The sequence below is a fragment of the Burkholderia sp. 9777_1386 genome, from assembly GCF_015712265.1.
In the GTDB taxonomy this organism is placed as follows: Bacteria; Pseudomonadota; Gammaproteobacteria; order Burkholderiales; family Burkholderiaceae; genus Burkholderia; species Burkholderia cenocepacia.
The window spans coordinates 11,438-29,601 of the sequence record NZ_JACCQB010000071.1 but is presented as its reverse complement, the minus strand read 5'-3'; the positions used below and the strand labels follow the sequence as shown (position 1 = coordinate 29,601).

Genomic DNA, 18,164 nt, shown 5'->3' with positions numbered 1-18,164 from the left:
GGGCTGGGCTGGGCCGTGCCGGGCGCCGGCCCCCGCCCCAACGTCACGCGCGGAAACGCTGCTCCTCGATCTGCTGCAGCTTCCCGACTTCCACGACGCTGCCGAGCAACCCCGCGAGGTACTCGACGATATCGTCGAGCGTCACGATACCGGCGAGGCGGCCTGCATCGTCGACGACCGGCAGTCTCCGAATGCCCGATCGGCGCATCTCCTCGAGCGCGACGCCGATCTCGTCCGTGTCGGACACGACGACGAGACCCCGCGACATGATCTGGCCGGCCGTCACGTCGCCCGGATCGTCGCTGCGGGCCATCACCTCGATCACCAGGTCGCGGTCGGTAACCAGGCCGATCGGAATGGCTTCGCCATTGCGGTACTCGATCACGACGACGTCGCCGACATGCGCGTGCCGCATGCGATCGGCGAGTTCCAACGCGCTGCATTCGGCCGTGCACGATTCGACCGGTTGGGTACGGATTCTTCCGATGTGCATGATGAGGCTCCCATTGCCGTTTGCATCGACGATACGCATGCGCACCGCCCCGCGGCGACGCATGTTTCCCGAGTTCAGGGTAAGCGCGGCGCCCCTCGGAGGCTTGACGCACGTCAACCTGCTGCTCGCCGACGGGGCTGACGGCGCGCGGACGGCGAGGCGGCGACTGTCCATGATCTGCCTCAACGGCCGCGCACGTGCCGCCGATAACGTGACGGTATGTCATGAAATTCGATTCCGGCCGCACTGCTGGCCGGTGCTCATCGCCCTGTTCGCGCTGTGGCCGCCCCCACGACCGGGCGCGCCGGCGACACCGGATTTCCACGTCTGGCAGTTGCTGACCTACAGCGTGCTGCATGCCAGCCTGGCCCATATCGCGTTCAACATGTTCGGGCTCTACATGTTCGGACTCGACGTCGAGCGCGTGCTCGGGCGCGCGCGCTTTCTCGCGCTCTACCTGGCGAGCGTGCTGGCCGGCGCAATCACTCAGCTCGCGGTGATCCGGGCCCTGCCGCCCAGCGACGCACCGACTGTCGGTGCGTCGGCCGGCGTTTTCGGCGCGCTGATCGCCTATGCCGTGCTGTTTCCGAAACGGCGCGTCGTGTTGCTGTTTCCACCGATACCGATGCCGGCATGGCTCTTCGCGACCGGCTATGCATTGACCGAGTTGCTGTCCGGCCTCAGCGGCGACACGAGCGGCGTCGCACATTTCGCCCATCTCGGCGGAATGCTCGGCGCGCTCGCATGCCTCGCCTTCTGGCGAACACGCGCGGACGAGCGCGCGTGACGCCGGTTCCCGCCGATGGCGGGAACGGTCCCTAGATGCTCAGGTATCCCTGGAACAGCCACGGCGGACCGGCTCTCTCGCCGGTCGCGCGCCCGCTAGCGGCGGGCACGCAGACGCCCCAGAAACCGGGCGACCCGTCCTGCCAGAACGACGGCACGAAGGACAATTCGCCATTGACCGTCACGACGAAGTCGCGATTGAACTGCGATGGCGCGAAAATCGTCACCTCGCGGAAGAACGACGCGGCCTCGTCGTGCGCCGTGCTGCGCGCGGCAAGCAGCCCGCGGGAGTCGTAACGCGCCGGCAGCGTGTAGGTCTTCCCGCCGCGTTCGACGGCCTCCGCCGGCGTGAAAACGAGTTCGACCCCCGGATACGGCAGGCGGTAAGGCTCGCGACAGATCGGGCCGTCGGGCCCGAGCGCGAGCGGCGGATGAGCCCAGAGCGAAAGCGACAGCGGGCTCGTGCGCTGGGCAAAGTATTCGGAAAGCCAGTTCATGGTCAGTCCTCCCGTGAACGGTCATTGACGTCGAGTTGCGGAGCTTGTCTGCCGGGTCGACTCGGTCGCGTCGACGGTTCTTCCAGCGTCGCACGCGCTGCCGCGCGACGCTTGATGCCGATCAAGCACGTGGCCGACGTGCGGCCCGAACGGTCAGCGGCCGAACGTCCGGGTATGGTCGTCGTAGTCGAACAGTCCCGCGTAGCGGCTCCAGTCGGTCACGACCCGCAGCGCCTGGTGCGCGCTGCGCGGATCGAGATGATCCTCGAGTTCGAGCTCGAAACGCTCGCGCGGCGCGCGATGCCCTTCGCGTTCGCCCAGCACTTCGTCGATATGCGCGGCGAGCGGCACGAACCGGACGAGATGTTCGCTGAACAGACGCCGCCGCGCATCGTCGTCGCTTTGCGCGAACACATGGCCCGCGGCACTCAGCCGGATGGTCCGGTCGTGCCATTCGGCAAACGCGAGCAGATGAAGCGCGGCCGCCGTCGAATACAGCGCGTCGGTCCGCAGCGCGAGCGCCGATGCAATCGTGCCGAGCTCCGCATGACCGTCGTACGGCGCGGCCGCGAGCGCGTCGACGAATCCGGCGAGATGGTGGCTCGACACGTCGGGCAGCTTCATGGCCAACGCACTGCCCGTCGCCGCCCGGTCCGCCGTCGCGTCGGTGATGCGTGCGGTCAGCGTCGCATAGATCCTGCCGACGATCGCCTGAATGGCCGGATCATGCCGACTGCGCGGACGCGGCAGCGGCACGTTCAGCGTCGCTTCGATGTACGCCGGACCAGCGCCGAGCACCAGGATGCGATCGCACATGAGCACAGCTTCCTCGATGTTGTGCGTCACCATCAACACCGACCGGATCGACAGCTGGTGCGCATCCCACAGGTCGAGAAAATCGGTGCGCAGCGTTTCCGCGGTCAGCACGTCGAGCGCCGAGAACGGCTCGTCCATCAACATCAGCACGGGTTCGCTGACGAGCGCGCGGGCGAACCCCACCCGCTGACGCATGCCGCCCGATAGCTCGCGGGGAAACGCCGATTCGAACCCGTCGAGACCGATCAGCTCGATCGCGGCGGCCGCGCGTGCGCGTGCGTCCTCTGACGCCAGGCCCTGCGCGTCGAGGCCAAGCTCGACGTTTTCGATGACGGTCAGCCACGGGTACAGCGCGAAGGTCTGGAATACCACCGCGATGCCGTCGGTCGGACCGTCGAGCGGTGCACCGCGATAGGTCACCGCGCCGGACGAGGGCTTGACGAGCCCGCCGGCGATTCTCAGCAGCGTGGATTTGCCCGAGCCCGAGCGGCCCAGCAACCCCAGGATCTCGCCTTCATGCAACGCGAGGTCGATATCGGCCAGCACGTGCAGCGGTTCGCCAGACGGCTTCGTGAACGACTTGCATATGGCGCGCATCTCGAGCACGACGGCCACCTCCTCCGAAGGCGGCGCAGCCGCGCTCGCGACCTTCCCATCCGTGCATTCGCTGAGGTTCGGCACGTGGGGCTCCCGTTAGTAAATGATCGATCGAGGGCTCAATCGAGCCGTGTGCGGCGCTCCGCGAACGCATACATCGGGCGCCACACGAGCCGATTGGTCGCGATCACGAGCAGCGACATCACGGCGACGCCGAGCGCGATGCGCGGATAGTCGCCGGCGTCGGTCATCCGCGCGATATAGGCGCCGAGTCCGCCGGCATCCAGGCGTGTGCCGCCCCAGCTCACGGCCTCGGCGACGATGCTCGCGTTCCATGCGCCGCCCGACGCGGTAATCGCGCCCGTCACGCAGTACGGCAGGACGCCCGGCAGCATGACGTGTCGCCACCAGGTCGCCGGCCGCACGCGGAAGCATGCGGCCGCTTCGCGCAGGTCGGCCGGGAATGCGCTCGCACCCGCAATCACGTTGAACAGCACATACCATTGCGCGCCCAGTATCATCAGCGGGCACAGCCAGATGTCGGGTTCGAGCCGCAGGCGCACGATCGCGAACACCGCGACCGGAAACAGCAGGTTGGCCGGAAACGCGGCGAGGAGCTGCGTGACCGGCTGGATGCGGGCGGCCACGCCCGGCCGGAGGCCGATCGCGATGCCGATCGGCACCCAGATCATCGACGCGAGGGTGACCAGCACCGTCACGCGGACGAACGTGAGCCCTCCTTCGCTTGCGACGACGCGCAGGTCCGTCCAGGTGAGCGTCGCGCGGCCGAGCCGGAACAGTTCATACGCCGCATACGCGCATCCCGCGCCGCACAGCGCGAACCAGAGCACGTCGCCCGTGCGTCGCGGCAGCACGATCCGGTCGTGCCATGCCGACATGAACCCGCGCAGCCGCGCGCGCGCCGCACGGCGCAGCAGCGCCCGGACCGGGCCGCTCGCACGGCCCATCCATCTCGATCGGTGGAACAGGTCGAGCATCCAGCTGCGCGACGCGACCGTGGGCTCGGCATCGCCATAGCGGAACCGTTCCGACCATGCGACCAGCGGCCTGAACAGCAACTGGTCGTACAGGACGATCGCAACGCTCATCGCGACGATCGCCCAGCCCACGGCAGCGAGGTCGCGGTTCGCGATCGCCTGCGCGACGTAGGCGCCGACGCCCGGCAGCTCGACGTGCACGTTGCCGACCGCGATCGCCTCGGATGCGACCACGAAAAACCAGCCGCCCGACATCGACATCATCGCGTTCCAGACGAGTCCCGGCATCGCGAACGGCACGTCGAGGCGCCAGAAGCGCTGCCATGCGGACAGCCGGAAGCTGCGACTGGCTTCGTCGAGATCGAGCGGCACCGTGCGCAGCGCCTGATAGAAGCTGAACGTCATATTCCACGCCTGGCTGGTGAAGATCGCGAAGATCGCCGCGCACTCGGCGCCGAGGATCCGCCCCGGAAACAGCGACAGGAAAAACACCACCGTAAACGACAGGTAGCCGAGGATCGGCACCGACTGCAACACGTCGAGCAGCGGGATCAGCACACGCTCGGCGCGACGGCTGCGCGCCGCCGCGGTCGCATAGACGAACGTGAACACGATCGACGCGAGCAATGCCGCGAACATGCGCGCGACGGTGCGCAGCGTGTAGCCGGGCAGCGCCGCGGGCGACAGCGAAATGGCCAGCGGATGCGCCACCGCCAGCGGGCCGGCCATCTGGTGCGCCGAGAGGCCGGCCAGCAACAGGAAGCCGACCACGATCAGCATCGCGGCGAGATCCCGCCAGCCCGGCACGGGCAGCGTCCAGCGCCCGCCCCGCAATACCTCCGCATGGTGCTCCACGACCCCTCTCCGCGCCGGTGATGGCGGTTCATCTTCCCGGGCGGGGCGGCCGGCAGGCTTGACCTGCGTCAACCGACCCGCATTGCGCGGCGCCACGATTGCAGCGAGTCTTTCCACGCAACGGCCACCGTTCAGGAGCATCCCGATGACGCTCGTTCCGGCCATGCCGTCCCGCTCCACCGAGCATGCCTGCGTCGGCTCACGCGGCGGGGTACGCGTTCGCGAGCGCCGCGACGAACGCGTCGAGGCGCTCTGGGGCGAGCCCGTTGATGCCGGCCGCCCCTTCCCGGCCACCGCCCCCCGGAAATGCCCGACAAAGACGATCGGCGCCATACGGTGCGGCGACGGGCGCGCGAACGCTGACGATGTACCCACCCGTGGCCGACAACGTCAGCACCGCGTGAGCGCGTGTCGCGTCGGCACGCGCGAGCCGATTGGCGAAAACGCCGCGCACGCGACGCGCCCAGCGCGTGTCGGGGAGGATATAGACGTCCGCTCCCGGCAGCGCGATGTTCGCGCGCTGTCGCGCCGCACGAGCGATATCGCGTCGCCGGTTGGCGTCGAGCCGCCGCGCAAGCGGCGACTTCGCGAACTCGAGCGGGTCCGCATATGGCCGCGCCGCCGTGTATACGGCCAGCGGTGCCATGAAGAGGTCGCCCGGGCGATCGCCGTAACCGTTGTAATTGACGGATTCGCCGAGCACCTGCAGACGGTGGGCATCGGCGTCGGTCAGACCGCAGGCGGCGGCGAGCCTGCCGGCCACGCCGACGAGATTGTCGCCGTAGGCGCCGACCACCGCCCAGATTCGCTGCCGGCCCGCCAGGTACCGGTCGACGATGACACTCGTACAGGTGTCCGGCGCCGTGTCGACATGCGCGTGAAGGCGCGGATGGTCGGGCACGGCGCCTGGCATGTGGTGATCGAAATAGTCGACATCGACCCCGCGCGCCAGCAGCGCATCAAGCGCCGCGCGGTTCACGTCGAGCGAAACGTCCAGCACGGTGACGATGTCGCCTCGGGCGGCCGACACGCGCGCGAGCAGCGCGATGTCGCGCTTGGGCCCCGTCACGAGCACCGACTCGGCCGGCATCTCGAGCCGGAGCTGCTGAAGCGAACAGATGCCGTCCGCATCACCGTTGAACACGTCAAAGCACGTCATGATTCGCGACGCCCGATAACCGCATGAATCGAGGTAGCCATGCCATGGAACCACTCCCTTTCAGCCTGTTTGCCTTCGCCTCGTGTCGCGCCTTCGGCGAACGAATCGCTGCCCGTCTCGGCGTCACGCTCGCCGCGCACGAGGAACGTCCGTTCGAGGACGGCGAACACAAGACGCGTGCGCTTGTCAGCGTGCGCGGACACGATGTCTACGTCGTGCAGTCGCTGCACGGCGAGCCGGGTAGTTCCGTCAACGACAAGCTGTGCCGGTTGCTGCTGTTCATCGGCGCGTTGAAGGACGCGTCGGCCGCACGCGTCTGTGCGGTGACCCCCTACCTGTGCTACTCGCGCAAGGACCGCCGGTCTCAGCCGCGCGATCCGGTATCCACGCGCTATGTCGCCACCTTGCTCGAAGCGGTGGGCGTCGATCGCGTCGTCACGATCGACATCCACAACATCGCGGCGTTCCAGAACGCGTTTCGCTGCCCGACGGAGCATCTCGAGGCGAACGGCATGCTGGTCGACTGGTTCGCCGCGCAAGCTGGCGAACGGCCGGTCGTAGTCGTATCGCCCGACGCGGGGGGCGTGCGGCGAGCCGAGGATTTCCGTGCACGGCTGGAAGCGCGCGTCGGGCGCCCGGTCGAGGCGGCCTTCGCCGACAAGCTGCGCAGCGGCGGCATCGTGACACCCAAGCCGATCGTGGGCGAGGTCGCCGGCCGTTGCGCCGTCATCGTCGACGACCTGATCGGCACCGGGACGACATTGGCCCGCACGGCCGAGGATTGCCGCACGCTCGGCGCGCAATCCGTCTACGCGGTCGCGACGCACGGGATGTTCTTTGATGATGCGCCCGTACTGCTCGGCGGCGACGCGCTCGCCGGCATCGCCGTGACTGACACGGTGCCGCCCTGGCGCGTGCCGGCCGGGCCGCTCAGGGACAAGCTCGCGATACTCGACAGCGCGCCGCTGTTTGCCGAGGCGATTGCGCGTATCCATCGCGGCGGCTCGCTCACGGACCTGCTGCGGCGCTGACGTGGCTCGCCACCCACGTGAGCTCGCAGCCGTCGGCGTGCCGCCGGGCGAGCGCGATGTACGTGCTCGCGCGATCGCGCCAAACCGGCGTCGCCCTGAATGCGGGCTCGCGCAGGTGCCACGCGGCGAGCCGCGCGCGCGTCATGGCCCGGCAGCTCTGGTAGAAATGCACGCATCCGTCGTCGACATCGTCGCCGCTCGCGGAGCGATAGGCGGTGACGAGCGCGTCCGCGAATCCCGGAGCGCCGAGACGCTCGCATTCGAGCGCGATAAAACCGATCTCGTCCGCCGCATCCTGGACTCTCAACCGCCTGCAGAATTCGAGGCAATCGATGATCGCGACCGGATCGTCGATGCAGACGTGTTCGGGACGCAGATCGCCGTGCCCCTCGACGACATGCCCCTGTCGCACACGCAGGTCGAAACGCGCGGCTTCGCACACGAGCAACGACCGCTGCCGCGCGCAGAGCGTCCGCACGACATCGGCGGACTGGCCCGAGAGCGGCTTGCACAACGCGCGTTCATTGGTGTCAATCGTGCAGCGCAGCGCTTCTCGATACGCCGCACCGTCGATTCGCGCGGGTGCCAGGACATGGTAGAACGCGCTCAGGCGACCCGCGATGCGACACGCATCGTCTGCCGTAGCCATGCCGCGCGACAACACGCGGTCGAGCATGCGTGCGGCCGGCAGGCGCCGCATCCTGACCAGCCAGTCGACAATTTCTCCGGGTCCGTCCGCATGCAGGCAACCGCGGGCGTCGACGACGAGCGGCACCACATCGAGATAGACGTCGGCCGCAAGCCGACGGTTCAAACGCACCTCCTCGCAACAGAAGCGATGGCGCGCGGCCAGCGTCCGAAAATCGAGTTGCGGCGCGCGCACGGGCTTCTTGAGCTTCCACGCATACCGGTCCGTCAGGAATACCCATGACATGTGCGTCTCCACGGCCTCGACCGATCTCGTGCCATCTGGCCAGGCTGCGGGCATGCGCAACGCGGCCACCTTGTCGCTCAGCGTGATCGCGCGGCCGGCCGGGATATGGGCATCGTTCATGCAGCTTGCTGCCCCGCGTGCGTATCCAACCTGGCATTCTCCTGCGCGACGAGTGCCGACAGCGCCGGAGAAATCGCCGGCTGCAGCGGCATGACGGGCGCCAGCGCATGCATCGGATCGGGCAGCGTGGACAGTTCGCGCATTGCGTGAATGCGGCTCTCGCCGAGCGTCGGGGCAGCGAGCCGCGACCCTCCGATCATGACGGGCCGCAACAGCGGGGTTCCGTCGACGTGCTCGCCGTCGAGTCCGATGCTGTCGGCGGCGATTCGCCCGTCCGGGCCGTATTGCCGAAACACTTGCTTGCGGCCGGGCAGCGTGGCCTTGCCCTCCGAGCGTTTGCAGCGCGGCCGGCCCGCATACTGGACGAGCTTGTACGCGCAGTCGAGGCACGGTGCGTCCGCCGACGTGCTCATCTGCGTGCCGATTCCGAACCCGTCGATCGGCGCGTGCTGGTGGACGAGCTCCTGCAGCCGGATTTCGTCGAGATTGCCGCTCGCGAAGATCGTCGCGTCCGTCAGGCCGCCGTGGTCGAGAATTGCGCGCACGTTGCGCGCGTGCGCCGCCAGATCGCCGCTGTCGATCCGGACGCCCTTGATGCGCACGTTCTCGGGCGCAAGCCGACGCGCCAGTTCGACGACCTTGTGCGCCGCGTGCTCCGTATCGTACGTATCGATCAGCAGCAACGCGCTATCCGGCTGCGACCGCGCGAAATGCTCGAACGCGAGCGCTTCGTCGTCGTGCGCCTGGACGTATGAATGCGCCATCGTGCCATAGACGGGAATGTCGTAGCGCAAGCCGGCGAGCAGGGTCGCCGTGCCGGAGAATCCCGCAAGGTAGCTGGCCCGCGCGGACAGCATCGCCGCCTCCGCGCCATGCGCGCGCCGCATGCCGAAGTCGACCAGCACCCTGCCATGCGCGACGAGCGTGGCGCGTGCGGCCTTGCTGGCAACCACCGTCGCGTAATGGAGCAGGTTCATCACGCGGCTCTCGACGAACTGCGCCTCGCGAAACGGCGTCGTGATCCGCAGGATCGGTTCGTCGGCAAAAAACACCGTACCTTCCGGCATCGCGTCGACGGTGCCCGTAAAACGGAAGCCGGCGAGCGACGCAAGGAAATCGGCTCGCAAGCGCCCAGTCGCGGCCAGTCGCTCAAGGGCGGCGGCCGTGAAGTGCAGGCCCTCCAGATAATCGAGCACGGGCGCCAGCCCCGCCGCCATCAGGAATGCCCGATGCTCGGGCAGCGCCCGTACGAAGAACTCGAAGCTAGCCATGTCGTTCATTCCGGCATCGAACGCGGCCTGCATCATCGTCAATTCATACCAATCCGCCAGCAGCACGTCGTCGCCGTCAGCGTTCGGCCAGGATCCGTTCATCATCTGCCCTCCCGCGTCGCTCGCGCGCAATCGTGCAGCCGGTCTTCGGCCGCTTCGTTGCAGACAAGCGTCGCTTCCGTCATTGCGGCGCGGGGCCCGGGATCGCCGGAACCGCGGTCCACACGCCATTGCACGACGCGACATACGGATAGTATCCGCGCGGGTCGTTGCAGTAATACCACGCGCGTGCCGGCGGCAGTCGGGCCGGAGTCGGTGGCGGCCGCTGAACGACGATCGCAGGCGGAATGTAGGTCGGATACGGATACATCGGTTCAGGATAGATGTACCAGTAGCCGTCGACGATCCACCACCACGCATAGCGCCCGCCGTGCCAGTCCTGCACCCATCGACCGCGCTGCCATCGCGCACGCTCCCTCGGTGCGAAGTGGCGAAAATCCCGCCCGTGGAAGTCCCTGCGGTGGAACTCCTGGCGGGGGACATGGCGCGCATGCTGGGCATGTGCCGGCTGCGTCGGCATGCAGCACGCCGACGCGCACAGCACGAGCACACGGCATGCGCATCTGAGCCTGTTCATGGTCGTCATTCTTCGCTGAGATGCGATCCATCGTATTGAGGCCGTGCCGCGCGGCTTTGACCGGGATCAACGCATGCCGGCAACCCGGCGGGATGCCGGCGACGTGACATTCGCAGGGCCCGAGTCATGACGCGCGCGCAGGGTTCGTGTCGCCGTGCTCGCCGGTTCGCATGCAGCGCTGATGACCGTGAGCAACGCCGTCCGTCAGTACGTGAAGGTGTCCGATTTCTTCATTTCGACCCATGTCATACCGCTGCGCAGCCCCTCCAGCGCTGCCTCGCGCTGGGTCGCGAATACCCGGTGATGCGGAAAGACATGCTCGCACTTGCAGTCGGACGAGCGGATCATCACGTGGACACGGCAACGGTAGCCGCCGGTCGCAACGTCAACCGTTTCGATCGCCACGGTCCAGTCCGTCTCGTTCAATTCACCGGATATCGTCATGATTCCCCCCTTGCTTGCCGTGCGAGCGCATGCCGCTTCCATCATCGGCCGCGCCGCGAGCCGCGATGGCGATATCCGGGCCGCCGCATGAAGATCCATATCGGGCCGACGACAAGGCCCAAGACCGCCGCCCACAACAGAAGCACATAGCCGAACAGTTGCCAGAATTCACCGACCCGCTGCTGCAGGATCCATGTGCGGTATGACGCGACGTCGCTTGCGGCATCGGGATACGACGCGCGATAAACGAACAGCGACAGGCAGACGTCCTGTTCGGGAATCGGTGTCGTCAGCATCGATCCGGCCGGCCGAGCACCCACGCGCCCGCATTCCGGCGCGGTCATGCCGGCCACGACACCGGGGCTCACAGGATGGTCGTGGATCGCGCCGAGCCACGTCGTCGCACTCGACAGTAGCAGGCAGAGACCGATTGCACCGAGCCACCGGTGCATCCAGGGACGCGGGCCGGGATGCCGGCCGCGTGTCATGGGATCGCGCGCGCCCGAAGGGCGCATCGCACCGGCATCGAGACCGCCGCCGCATCATGCGCGGCGCGACGGAAGCGGGAACCGACCGAATCAGCCACGCTGCTTCTCCTCGAAATACGGCTGGCGGGCCGCCACGAGCCACAACTCGTCGAGCAGCGCCGCGGCCGCGCGCAGCAGATCGTCGATCGAGACAATGCCGACCAGTTCGCCGTCGCCGCCGACGACCGGCAATCGTCGAACGCCGTGCTGGCGCATCCGCTTCGCAAGCAACCAGATGTCGTCGTCAGCGTTCGCGGTTGCCACAGGCGCCGACATGATGTCACCGACGAACAGCAAGCCGGCTTCCGCATCGGGGCTGACCACCGTCAGCACGATGTCGCGATCGGTCACCATGCCGACCGGCACACATCGCCCCTCGTGTTCGCGCACGACGATCAGATCGCCGGCGTGCGCGTCGCGCATCATTTCCGCCGCCTCGACGACGGTTGCCCGTGCCGAACACATGGCGACATCGCGGGTACAAAGCATCGCGGCATTCATGTTCGTTCTCCCGGCCGGGGCGCGGCGGACGCTCGATCGAGGTCCAACGCCGCCCGGATCATCATGCAACGGTAAGTTGATCGACTACGTCGCGCACGCCCGGCGCCGACCACGCGGCATCGAAGGCAAGCCGCCGCTCACTCAGCGAGCCCACCTGGCCGGTCAACGTCACGCAACCATCCTGGACGGTAATGCCGACGTGTGCGGCCTCTTCCGTTGCATGCCGAATCAAGGCCGCCTGGATCTTGGCCGCGATGTCGGAATGTGTCGGATGCGGCCGGACATGAATCTCGTTGATGATCCGAGTGCCGCCGCGCAGCCACTCGACGGCCCGCTCCGCCTCCTGCATCTGGTAACTCCACATCACCTCGCCCGACAGCGTCACGCACCCGTTCCCGACCGTCACCTGCACGGCCTGCTCGCCAAGCCTAGCATCCCACACCAGGAGCGAGCGCGCCGCGATGGCGATGTCCTCGTCCGAGCGACGCTTGCCATCGTCGGTTTGCACCCCGAGTTCCAGCACGATGCCGCGCACGCCTTCGATACGCTCGACGGCCTTGCGCACTGCGACTTTTTCCAGATCGCTGCCGACATGTCCGGTCAACGTCACGATGCGTTCGTGCACTTCCACACCGATGCGCACCGCATTGATCGACGGGGCCCACTCAAGCTCCTACTCGACGTCCTTCAGCTCGCTGTCGCTTTTCATGACCATCGACTCCTGTCCGCGATCGATGAAAACAACGGTAATTCCCGCTGCACCGCGTGGAATTGATACAGCTCAGCGCGCGGCGTGATGCGCGACCGCGACCGATGTCTCCGCCGCGATCGCGCGAAACGCAGTCGTGACGTCGACGTTGCGCCCTTGCGCGGCCCGATCGCGCCTGGCGAGTCGCAACACCATCCGGCACCCGTCGGCCGACAGGCAGGCGGGCGCCTCGGCAAGCGATGCTGCATCCAGTCGAACGAGACCGCGATCGACGAGGCAGCGCAGGTCGGCGGGGTCGCCCTGCTGGCGTCTCGGCTCGCTGGCGAGCACCATCAGGATGGCGATTTCGTGGGGGCTCAGCAGCCGGTCGCCATCGGTGTCGATCGGGTGGTGCCGGCGAGGCGTGGCAGCCGACACGCTCAGTGCCGATGCTTCGGAACGTGAAATGATCTGGCGATTCGGCGTGTTCGTAAACAAGGCGGGCATGATGGTGTCCGTATCATGAACGTGAAGACGCAGACGGCGCGGAACATGTCGATCGCGGTCGAGGTCGACATGCGCGAACATCAATATTCGCTCCTGCCGGGCAAGCGTTCTTGATGCAGGTCATCCGGCAGACGCGAGCGATCGAAACGTTCCCCGATTCGTCTGATGCAATGCGGTCGAAACACCGATGCGCACGCGTCGCGGGGCCGGGCCTAATTGCTTTCCCGGTCTTCGCATCGAACATCCCGTCGCCCGGTGCTGTGTCGAATCGCTCGATCCAGGAGTGCGAATCATTTTTCAGTCACCGAAAAATCGGATGAATTCGATGCATTGAGTGAAATCAAGACGTGACCGATGTCGGGAATCCAACATGAATCACTCAACGCAACGGAGACCATGCATGAACTGGTACTGCGACGTCGAACGCGAGCTGTCACATATCGAAGAATCCATTCGTCTGCTGGAGCAGACCCGGTCCTGCTTCCACAAGCAGACATCCATCACCGACCCCGCGTACTGGCGCGCAAGACTGAATACCGTCAGGCAGACGGCCGAGCGGAACACGACGTTGCTGCGGCGGACCGATGAGATCCTCGCACGGCTCGAACGGCTTTGACCACGCCGTGTGGTTCGACCGCGATCGGGACGACCCCAGGCCCGGCCGTGCCCCGACTTCGACAACCGGATTTCGCGGCAGCGCGCAGCAACGCACGCCCTCGCGCCAACGGGAGGTGAAATGATCTTCGACAACCGCCGGGACGCAGCCAATCGGCTTGCGTCCGTGCTTCATGCTTATCGTGGCGAACGCCCGCTGGTCCTGGCAATACCACGCGGCGCATTGATACTGGGAAGTATCGTCGCGACGCACCTGCATGGCGACCTCGACGTCGTGCTGGTGCGCAAGTTGCGCGCGCCATGGCAACCTGAACTCGCGATTGGTGCGATCGACGAATCCGGATGGTGCTATTTGTCGCGCGATGCCGTGCATATGGCGATTCCGTCGCGCTACCTGGAAGCGGAACAGCAAGAGCAACTTGCCGTGCTTGCGGCACGCAGGATGCACTATGCACGTTTTCGCCCGCCCGTCGTCCGGGAAAATCGCATCACGATCGTGGTCGACGACGGCATCGCGACCGGCGCGACCATGATTGCCGCGCTGCACGCGGCGCGCATGGGTCGCCCGCGACTGCTCGTCTGCGCGGTACCGGTGGCCTGCGCCCGAGGCCTCGATGAAGTCCGCCCCTATGCCGACGAGGTGGTATGCATCGAGCAGTCCGACGAGGCGTTCTCGGTCGGCGCGTTCTATCGGTCGTTCGCCCAGGTGGACGACGACGAGGCCGTCGCGATACTGGCAGCGGCGTGCCGGTCTCGGGCCGGAGAGGGCACGGTGCCCCGCTGACAGAATGGCAGGTACACGCGCTGGCGAGACCACTGCGCGGGCTTGACGAACGGTCCTGAGTGCTGTGGTTGACCTCCATCAACGTTCACGCGCGACATCGCTCATAGATTTCAAGGAAACACGCGGAGCAATCCGTTCCGCCAATCCGGACGCCACCCATGCCAAACGAAACCGAAGCTCGCCGCGCCTTGCTTGTGCATCTGGGCAGCATCCTGCGAACGCTCAGTTGCATGCTCGAATACGAGCCGGACGACATGACCCTCGAATCGCTGCTGGCCGCGCAGCCGATGCTCGCGGACATTCCACTGCTGAATCATGTGTTCGCGCACATGACCGTGCGTGAATTCACGAGCGCGGTCCTCCACGCATACTGTCTGTGGCCGCAGCTGTTGCTTGACGAGCCGCTCGATCGCGATGCCCTCGCGGAGCCCGTATGCGCACGGCTGTTCGCCGAGAACCCCGGGGGCTGGGCACGGTATGTCGCGTCGCTCCGTGCCGAGATTCCATGGTTCGGGCAAGGCATGAGACCGTCGTCGTCCGCCCGGCGACCGGCTCGCACATCGCCGGTCGCGTGATCGCCGTCCACCCCTTGCTCCGTCACGGGGCGCCACCCCGGGGATTCGTCATGCCTACCTTTGTCAGGCTGACACGCCTGTCGCCGGACGCAGTCAAGACGCCGGAAAAACTTGCCGAACTCGAGCATCGTGCCGTCCACCGATTGCAGAAGACGTGCGGGCAGATCGAATGGCTGCACAATTTCGCATTGATGGGCCGCTATCACTATCTCGACATTTTCACCGCCCCCGATCTGGACACTGCCTTCAGAATTTCCGCCGGCATGCGCACGCTGGGCCACGCGAGCGTCGAAGTCTTTCCCGCCCTGGAGTGGAAAGCGTTCAAGGCGCTGGTGGCCTCGATCGACTAGGGCCGGCCTGGCCCCCGAGCGGTTCCGTCGCGTTCGACGCGAGCACGGCGAGCGCCGCGCTGCGGCCGAGTTCGGACAGCGCAGCAATCGATGTATCCGAAAAATCGAAGTCGCGCGCGAAAGTGTCCCTGGCTCCGGCTTGGCCATCCAGCGCGATCCTGAAGATCCGTACGGGCACACGGCTTCCCATCAGCCGGATGTATTCCGGGAGTTGTCGCATGCGCGCCGCCGTTTCCGGATCAAGCCGGCTGGTTATACGTTCGACGAGATCGCGAAAGTCGTTCGCATTTTCCTCGAACCGCAGGTCGTTACGAACCCGATCGGCATAGACGATCTCGTCGCGCCGCAGCATGACCTCGATCAGATTCGACGGCAACGGGCGCGACCCTGAAAACAAATCGACAACAAACACGCGTCCTGCTATCCGCCCGCACCGTTCGATCACGAGATCAAGCGGCGAGTTGCTGATGATGCCGCCGTCCCAGTAAGCGCGGCCGTCGATGCGCGTCCACGGCATCGCAGGCGGCAGGCTGCCGCTGGCGAGCAGGTGCTCGGGCGTGATGCGATCGACATAACTATCGAAGATGCGCCGCTCCCCGCTCTCCACATCCACGGCGCCAAGCAGCAGGCGCGTCGCACTACCGGCCAGAGCGTCGAAATCGACATGGCGGCGCAGTAGCGCAAGCCCTGGTTGCGTGTCGTAGCAGCTCGTCCACCATTGAGCGAAGCCGGTCGGCGGGATCCCGTCAAGCCACCAGTGCGGGCGAAGGAAATTCGGAACACCGAACAGCGCAATGTGCCACGCGAGCAACGCATGTCCTGCATAGGCGGACGATGGCACACCAACCGGGCTCCTGATCGACAGTTCGTGCCAGAATGCGTCGAGGGCTTCGGCCGCATGCCCCGGATGGCTCGCGGCGATCGCGCCGTTGAACGCGCCGATCGACACGGCCGCGATCACATCCGGACGGACGCCGCGCGCCTCGAGCGCGGCGATCGCGCCGCTTTCGAATGCGCCGAGCGCGCCGCCACCCTGCAGGATCAGAACTGTTTGCGCAGGCAGTTCGCACAGCCGCAATTCGTCGTGCGTCGCAGCCTCTACTTGCGCGCCGAGATTGACCCGATGGCGAATCGTCTCCTCGGCGGCCGTCATTTCATCCGCGCGCACACCGATCGAGAACATCGCGCGCAGGACATGATTTCGCAGATAGAGCAACGAATACGGCGCATGCGGAAATCGCCCCTGTTCGACGACTTCGGTCGCATCGGCAGCGTTGCCGAGGAAGTTGTACGGCACATCGAACACGTTTCCGTAGAAAATCGATACGTCCCGATAAGGCAAGCGCGCACCGCGCATGTTCCTGGCCGCCAGGCGCCCCTGACGCACCGCGTTATCCCAATGCTCGATACGCCTCTGCACGCCGAATACCGGATCGCGAAACCGCGCGACGTCGCCGGCCGCATGAATGTCCGGATCCGACGACTGCAGGCATTCGTCGACGAGCACGCCGTCCGCTGTCGCGATACCGCTGCCCGCGAGAAACCCGCAGTTCGGCTCGACGCCCACGGCAATCACGACGAGATCGCATTCGACGACGCGGCCGTCGGCGAGCACGGCTGCCTCGATCGATTACTGTCCGATGAAGCGCTCCACTGTCGTTCCAGTTCGAACGTCGACGCCGCGCGTCGCACACAAGCCGGAAAAGTGATCGGATAGCTGAACGGAATTCAGTTGCGGCAACAGCCGCTCGCAGCGCTCGACGAGCGTGACCTCCAGACCGCGCTCGCGCAGCGTGGCCGCCGCCTCGAAACCCGTGAATCCGCCCCCCACGATAAGCAGGCGTCGTTGCCGGGCGGCGGCGTCGCGAAGCACGAGCGCGTCACCGAAATTGTGAAGGTGACCAATGCCCGCCAGCGTTGCCCCCGGCACAACAAGACGCCGTGGCGATGCACCGGTCGCGATTAGCAGCTTGCCGTACTGTATCGCGGAGCCATTTTGCAGCCTGACGACATGCGCGCGGCAGTCGACTGACGCGGCCCCTGCTCCCAGAACCAGATCGATCTTGCGCATCTCGTAGAATCCCCCCCCCGGGTGTATCGCGATTGCCGCCGGCGCGAGGTTTCCTGCGAGAAATTCCTTTGTCAGTGGCTGTCGCTGATACGGCAGCACGTGTTCGCCGCAAAGAATTGCGATGCGAGCGGACGAATCCTCGCGCCGCAACGCATGCGCCGCAGACACGCTGGCAATGCCGCCGCCGACCAGCACATAATCGTAATCGCGCTTGCCTCCAGACGGTGCCATCACGTTGCCCGCTCTCCGCCCATGTACCGTTCTCGGGCGGCCAGCCGGCGGACGACCGACCGAGCAAAACGGGCGAGCTTCCGAGTAGCCAGACCGCGACCGATATCGCGCCCGGAGATCGCACACGTCGCGACTGGCCGTTGCCGCGCCAGCGCCTGCATCTGCCCGAATGCAGTGAGGTCGCCGCGAAGACCCATCGTGCAGAAGAATGCGGTGGCGCGCAGTTCGCTCCCGTGCCGCGCGAGCCAAGTCGAAACTGGCGTCGAAGCACGGCCCGCCCAGATCGGCGTGCCTATCACGACCGCATCGTATCCGGACGGCAAACAGGCCGTCGGCCGAAGGTCCGCAGCACCATCGCGGATCACATCCGCAAGCGAACGCAGAAAGCCGACGGCACCCTTTCGCCGCAGATCGTCGACCTCTCGCAGCCGCTCGCAATCCGCGCCAAGCGTGTCGGCAAGCCGGCGCGCAACCGCCGTCGTCGTTTCACTGCGTGAGTAGAAGACGACGAGCATGCGTCGAGACCTGTCCATGTTCCACTCCGTGCATCCGTCCGGGATCCGTAAACGAGCTTATGCACCGGCGATCGGGACGACGCTGATTCAGGTCAACCCATCGCCACACGATCCGGCGACAGTAGGCTTGTCCGAATTCCCGGCGATTTTCCACCCGTGCAC

Annotated in this window: 19 protein-coding genes and 2 pseudogenes; 6 read left to right on the top strand and 15 right to left on the bottom strand. The window is 66.4% G+C overall.

Annotated elements, in window-relative coordinates; genetic code table 11:
• Positions 1 to 43: 43 nt before the first annotated feature.
• Positions 44 to 493: a CBS domain-containing protein gene (locus tag H0X91_RS31620; RefSeq protein ID WP_196433651.1), complete on the bottom strand. Its 450-nt coding sequence runs from the start codon at positions 491 to 493 to the stop codon at positions 44 to 46.
• A gap of 103 nt (positions 494 to 596) precedes the next feature.
• Here H0X91_RS31620 and H0X91_RS31615 point away from each other — a divergent pair, with 103 nt between their 5' ends.
• The gene (locus tag H0X91_RS31615; protein ID WP_230878063.1) at positions 597 to 1,280 is read left to right on the top strand and encodes a rhomboid family intramembrane serine protease; all 684 of its coding nucleotides are present in this window, start codon (positions 597 to 599) and stop codon (positions 1,278 to 1,280) included.
• A gap of 31 nt (positions 1,281 to 1,311) precedes the next feature.
• On the opposite strand, the gene H0X91_RS31610 is transcribed toward H0X91_RS31615, so the two are convergent.
• The 4 genes from H0X91_RS31610 to H0X91_RS31595 form a co-directional block, all read right to left on the bottom strand.
• Positions 1,312 to 1,776 (bottom strand): hypothetical protein, encoded by a 465-nt coding sequence (locus H0X91_RS31610; protein ID WP_077020689.1) that lies wholly within the window; start codon positions 1,774 to 1,776, stop codon positions 1,312 to 1,314.
• Between the two features lie 153 nt (positions 1,777 to 1,929).
• Positions 1,930 to 3,189, bottom strand: a complete 1,260-nt coding sequence (locus H0X91_RS31605; protein ID WP_052106057.1) for an ABC transporter ATP-binding protein — start codon at positions 3,187 to 3,189, stop codon at positions 1,930 to 1,932.
• Between the two features lie 119 nt (positions 3,190 to 3,308).
• The gene (locus H0X91_RS31600) at positions 3,309 to 5,042 is read right to left on the bottom strand and encodes an ABC transporter permease (protein WP_196433650.1); all 1,734 of its coding nucleotides are present in this window, start codon (positions 5,040 to 5,042) and stop codon (positions 3,309 to 3,311) included.
• Between the two features lie 199 nt (positions 5,043 to 5,241).
• On the bottom strand, positions 5,242 to 6,201 hold the full coding sequence (locus tag H0X91_RS31595; protein WP_109341824.1) for an acetyltransferase: 960 nt from the start codon (positions 6,199 to 6,201) through the stop codon (positions 5,242 to 5,244).
• A gap of 44 nt (positions 6,202 to 6,245) precedes the next feature.
• Here H0X91_RS31595 and H0X91_RS31590 point away from each other — a divergent pair, with 44 nt between their 5' ends.
• A complete protein-coding gene (locus H0X91_RS31590; protein WP_181365740.1) occupies positions 6,246 to 7,232 on the top strand; it encodes a ribose-phosphate diphosphokinase in 987 nt (328 codons plus the stop codon).
• On the opposite strand, the gene H0X91_RS31585 is transcribed toward H0X91_RS31590, so the two are convergent.
• The 8 genes and pseudogenes from H0X91_RS31585 to H0X91_RS31555 form a co-directional block, all read right to left on the bottom strand.
• Positions 7,210 to 8,286: a hypothetical protein gene (locus H0X91_RS31585; protein WP_196433649.1), complete on the bottom strand. Its 1,077-nt coding sequence runs from the start codon at positions 8,284 to 8,286 to the stop codon at positions 7,210 to 7,212. The two genes, H0X91_RS31590 and H0X91_RS31585, sit on opposite strands and share 23 nt — an antisense overlap.
• Positions 8,283 to 9,659, bottom strand: a complete 1,377-nt coding sequence (locus tag H0X91_RS31580) for a nicotinate phosphoribosyltransferase (protein ID WP_196433655.1) — start codon at positions 9,657 to 9,659, stop codon at positions 8,283 to 8,285. The genes H0X91_RS31585 and H0X91_RS31580 overlap by 4 nt, the downstream gene beginning before the upstream one ends.
• Before the next feature lie 739 nt (positions 9,660 to 10,398).
• Positions 10,399 to 10,638, bottom strand: a complete 240-nt coding sequence (locus tag H0X91_RS31575) for a hypothetical protein (RefSeq protein ID WP_109341827.1) — start codon at positions 10,636 to 10,638, stop codon at positions 10,399 to 10,401.
• Positions 10,639 to 10,679: 41 nt separating this feature from the next.
• Positions 10,680 to 11,153, bottom strand: a complete 474-nt coding sequence (locus tag H0X91_RS31570) for a hypothetical protein (protein ID WP_077176830.1) — start codon at positions 11,151 to 11,153, stop codon at positions 10,680 to 10,682.
• A gap of 63 nt (positions 11,154 to 11,216) precedes the next feature.
• A complete protein-coding gene (locus H0X91_RS31565; RefSeq protein WP_196433654.1) occupies positions 11,217 to 11,666 on the bottom strand; it encodes a CBS domain-containing protein in 450 nt (149 codons plus the stop codon).
• 61 nt (positions 11,667 to 11,727) lie between these two features.
• The gene (locus H0X91_RS35490; RefSeq protein WP_269062956.1) at positions 11,728 to 11,898 is read right to left on the bottom strand and encodes a BON domain-containing protein; all 171 of its coding nucleotides are present in this window, start codon (positions 11,896 to 11,898) and stop codon (positions 11,728 to 11,730) included.
• A 54-nt stretch (positions 11,899 to 11,952) separates the two neighbouring features.
• Positions 11,953 to 12,327, bottom strand: a pseudogene (locus H0X91_RS35485) (BON domain-containing protein); the annotation flags it as partial.
• 120 nt (positions 12,328 to 12,447) lie between these two features.
• Complete coding sequence (locus tag H0X91_RS31555) at positions 12,448 to 12,942, bottom strand: hypothetical protein (protein WP_230878062.1); 495 nt, start codon at positions 12,940 to 12,942, stop codon at positions 12,448 to 12,450.
• 319 nt (positions 12,943 to 13,261) lie between these two features.
• Here H0X91_RS31555 and H0X91_RS31550 point away from each other — a divergent pair, with 319 nt between their 5' ends.
• From H0X91_RS31550 to H0X91_RS31535, 4 genes are all read left to right on the top strand, one after another.
• On the top strand, positions 13,262 to 13,477 hold the full coding sequence (locus H0X91_RS31550) for a hypothetical protein (protein ID WP_034202970.1): 216 nt from the start codon (positions 13,262 to 13,264) through the stop codon (positions 13,475 to 13,477).
• Between the two features lie 120 nt (positions 13,478 to 13,597).
• A complete protein-coding gene (locus H0X91_RS31545; protein WP_196433648.1) occupies positions 13,598 to 14,260 on the top strand; it encodes a phosphoribosyltransferase in 663 nt (220 codons plus the stop codon).
• A gap of 158 nt (positions 14,261 to 14,418) precedes the next feature.
• A complete protein-coding gene (locus H0X91_RS31540) occupies positions 14,419 to 14,835 on the top strand; it encodes a hypothetical protein (protein ID WP_034202971.1) in 417 nt (138 codons plus the stop codon).
• 50 nt (positions 14,836 to 14,885) lie between these two features.
• The gene (locus H0X91_RS31535) at positions 14,886 to 15,185 is read left to right on the top strand and encodes a GYD domain-containing protein (RefSeq protein WP_196433647.1); all 300 of its coding nucleotides are present in this window, start codon (positions 14,886 to 14,888) and stop codon (positions 15,183 to 15,185) included.
• On the opposite strand, the pseudogene H0X91_RS31530 reads toward H0X91_RS31535, so the two are convergent.
• Positions 15,157 to 17,487, bottom strand: a pseudogene (locus H0X91_RS31530) (FAD-dependent oxidoreductase). The gene H0X91_RS31535 and the pseudogene H0X91_RS31530 sit on opposite strands and share 29 nt — an antisense overlap.
• A complete protein-coding gene (locus H0X91_RS31525) occupies positions 17,487 to 18,020 on the bottom strand; it encodes a flavodoxin family protein (protein ID WP_109341817.1) in 534 nt (177 codons plus the stop codon). The pseudogene H0X91_RS31530 and the gene H0X91_RS31525 overlap by 1 nt, the downstream one beginning before the upstream one ends.
• Between the last annotated feature and the right edge of the window lie 144 nt (positions 18,021 to 18,164).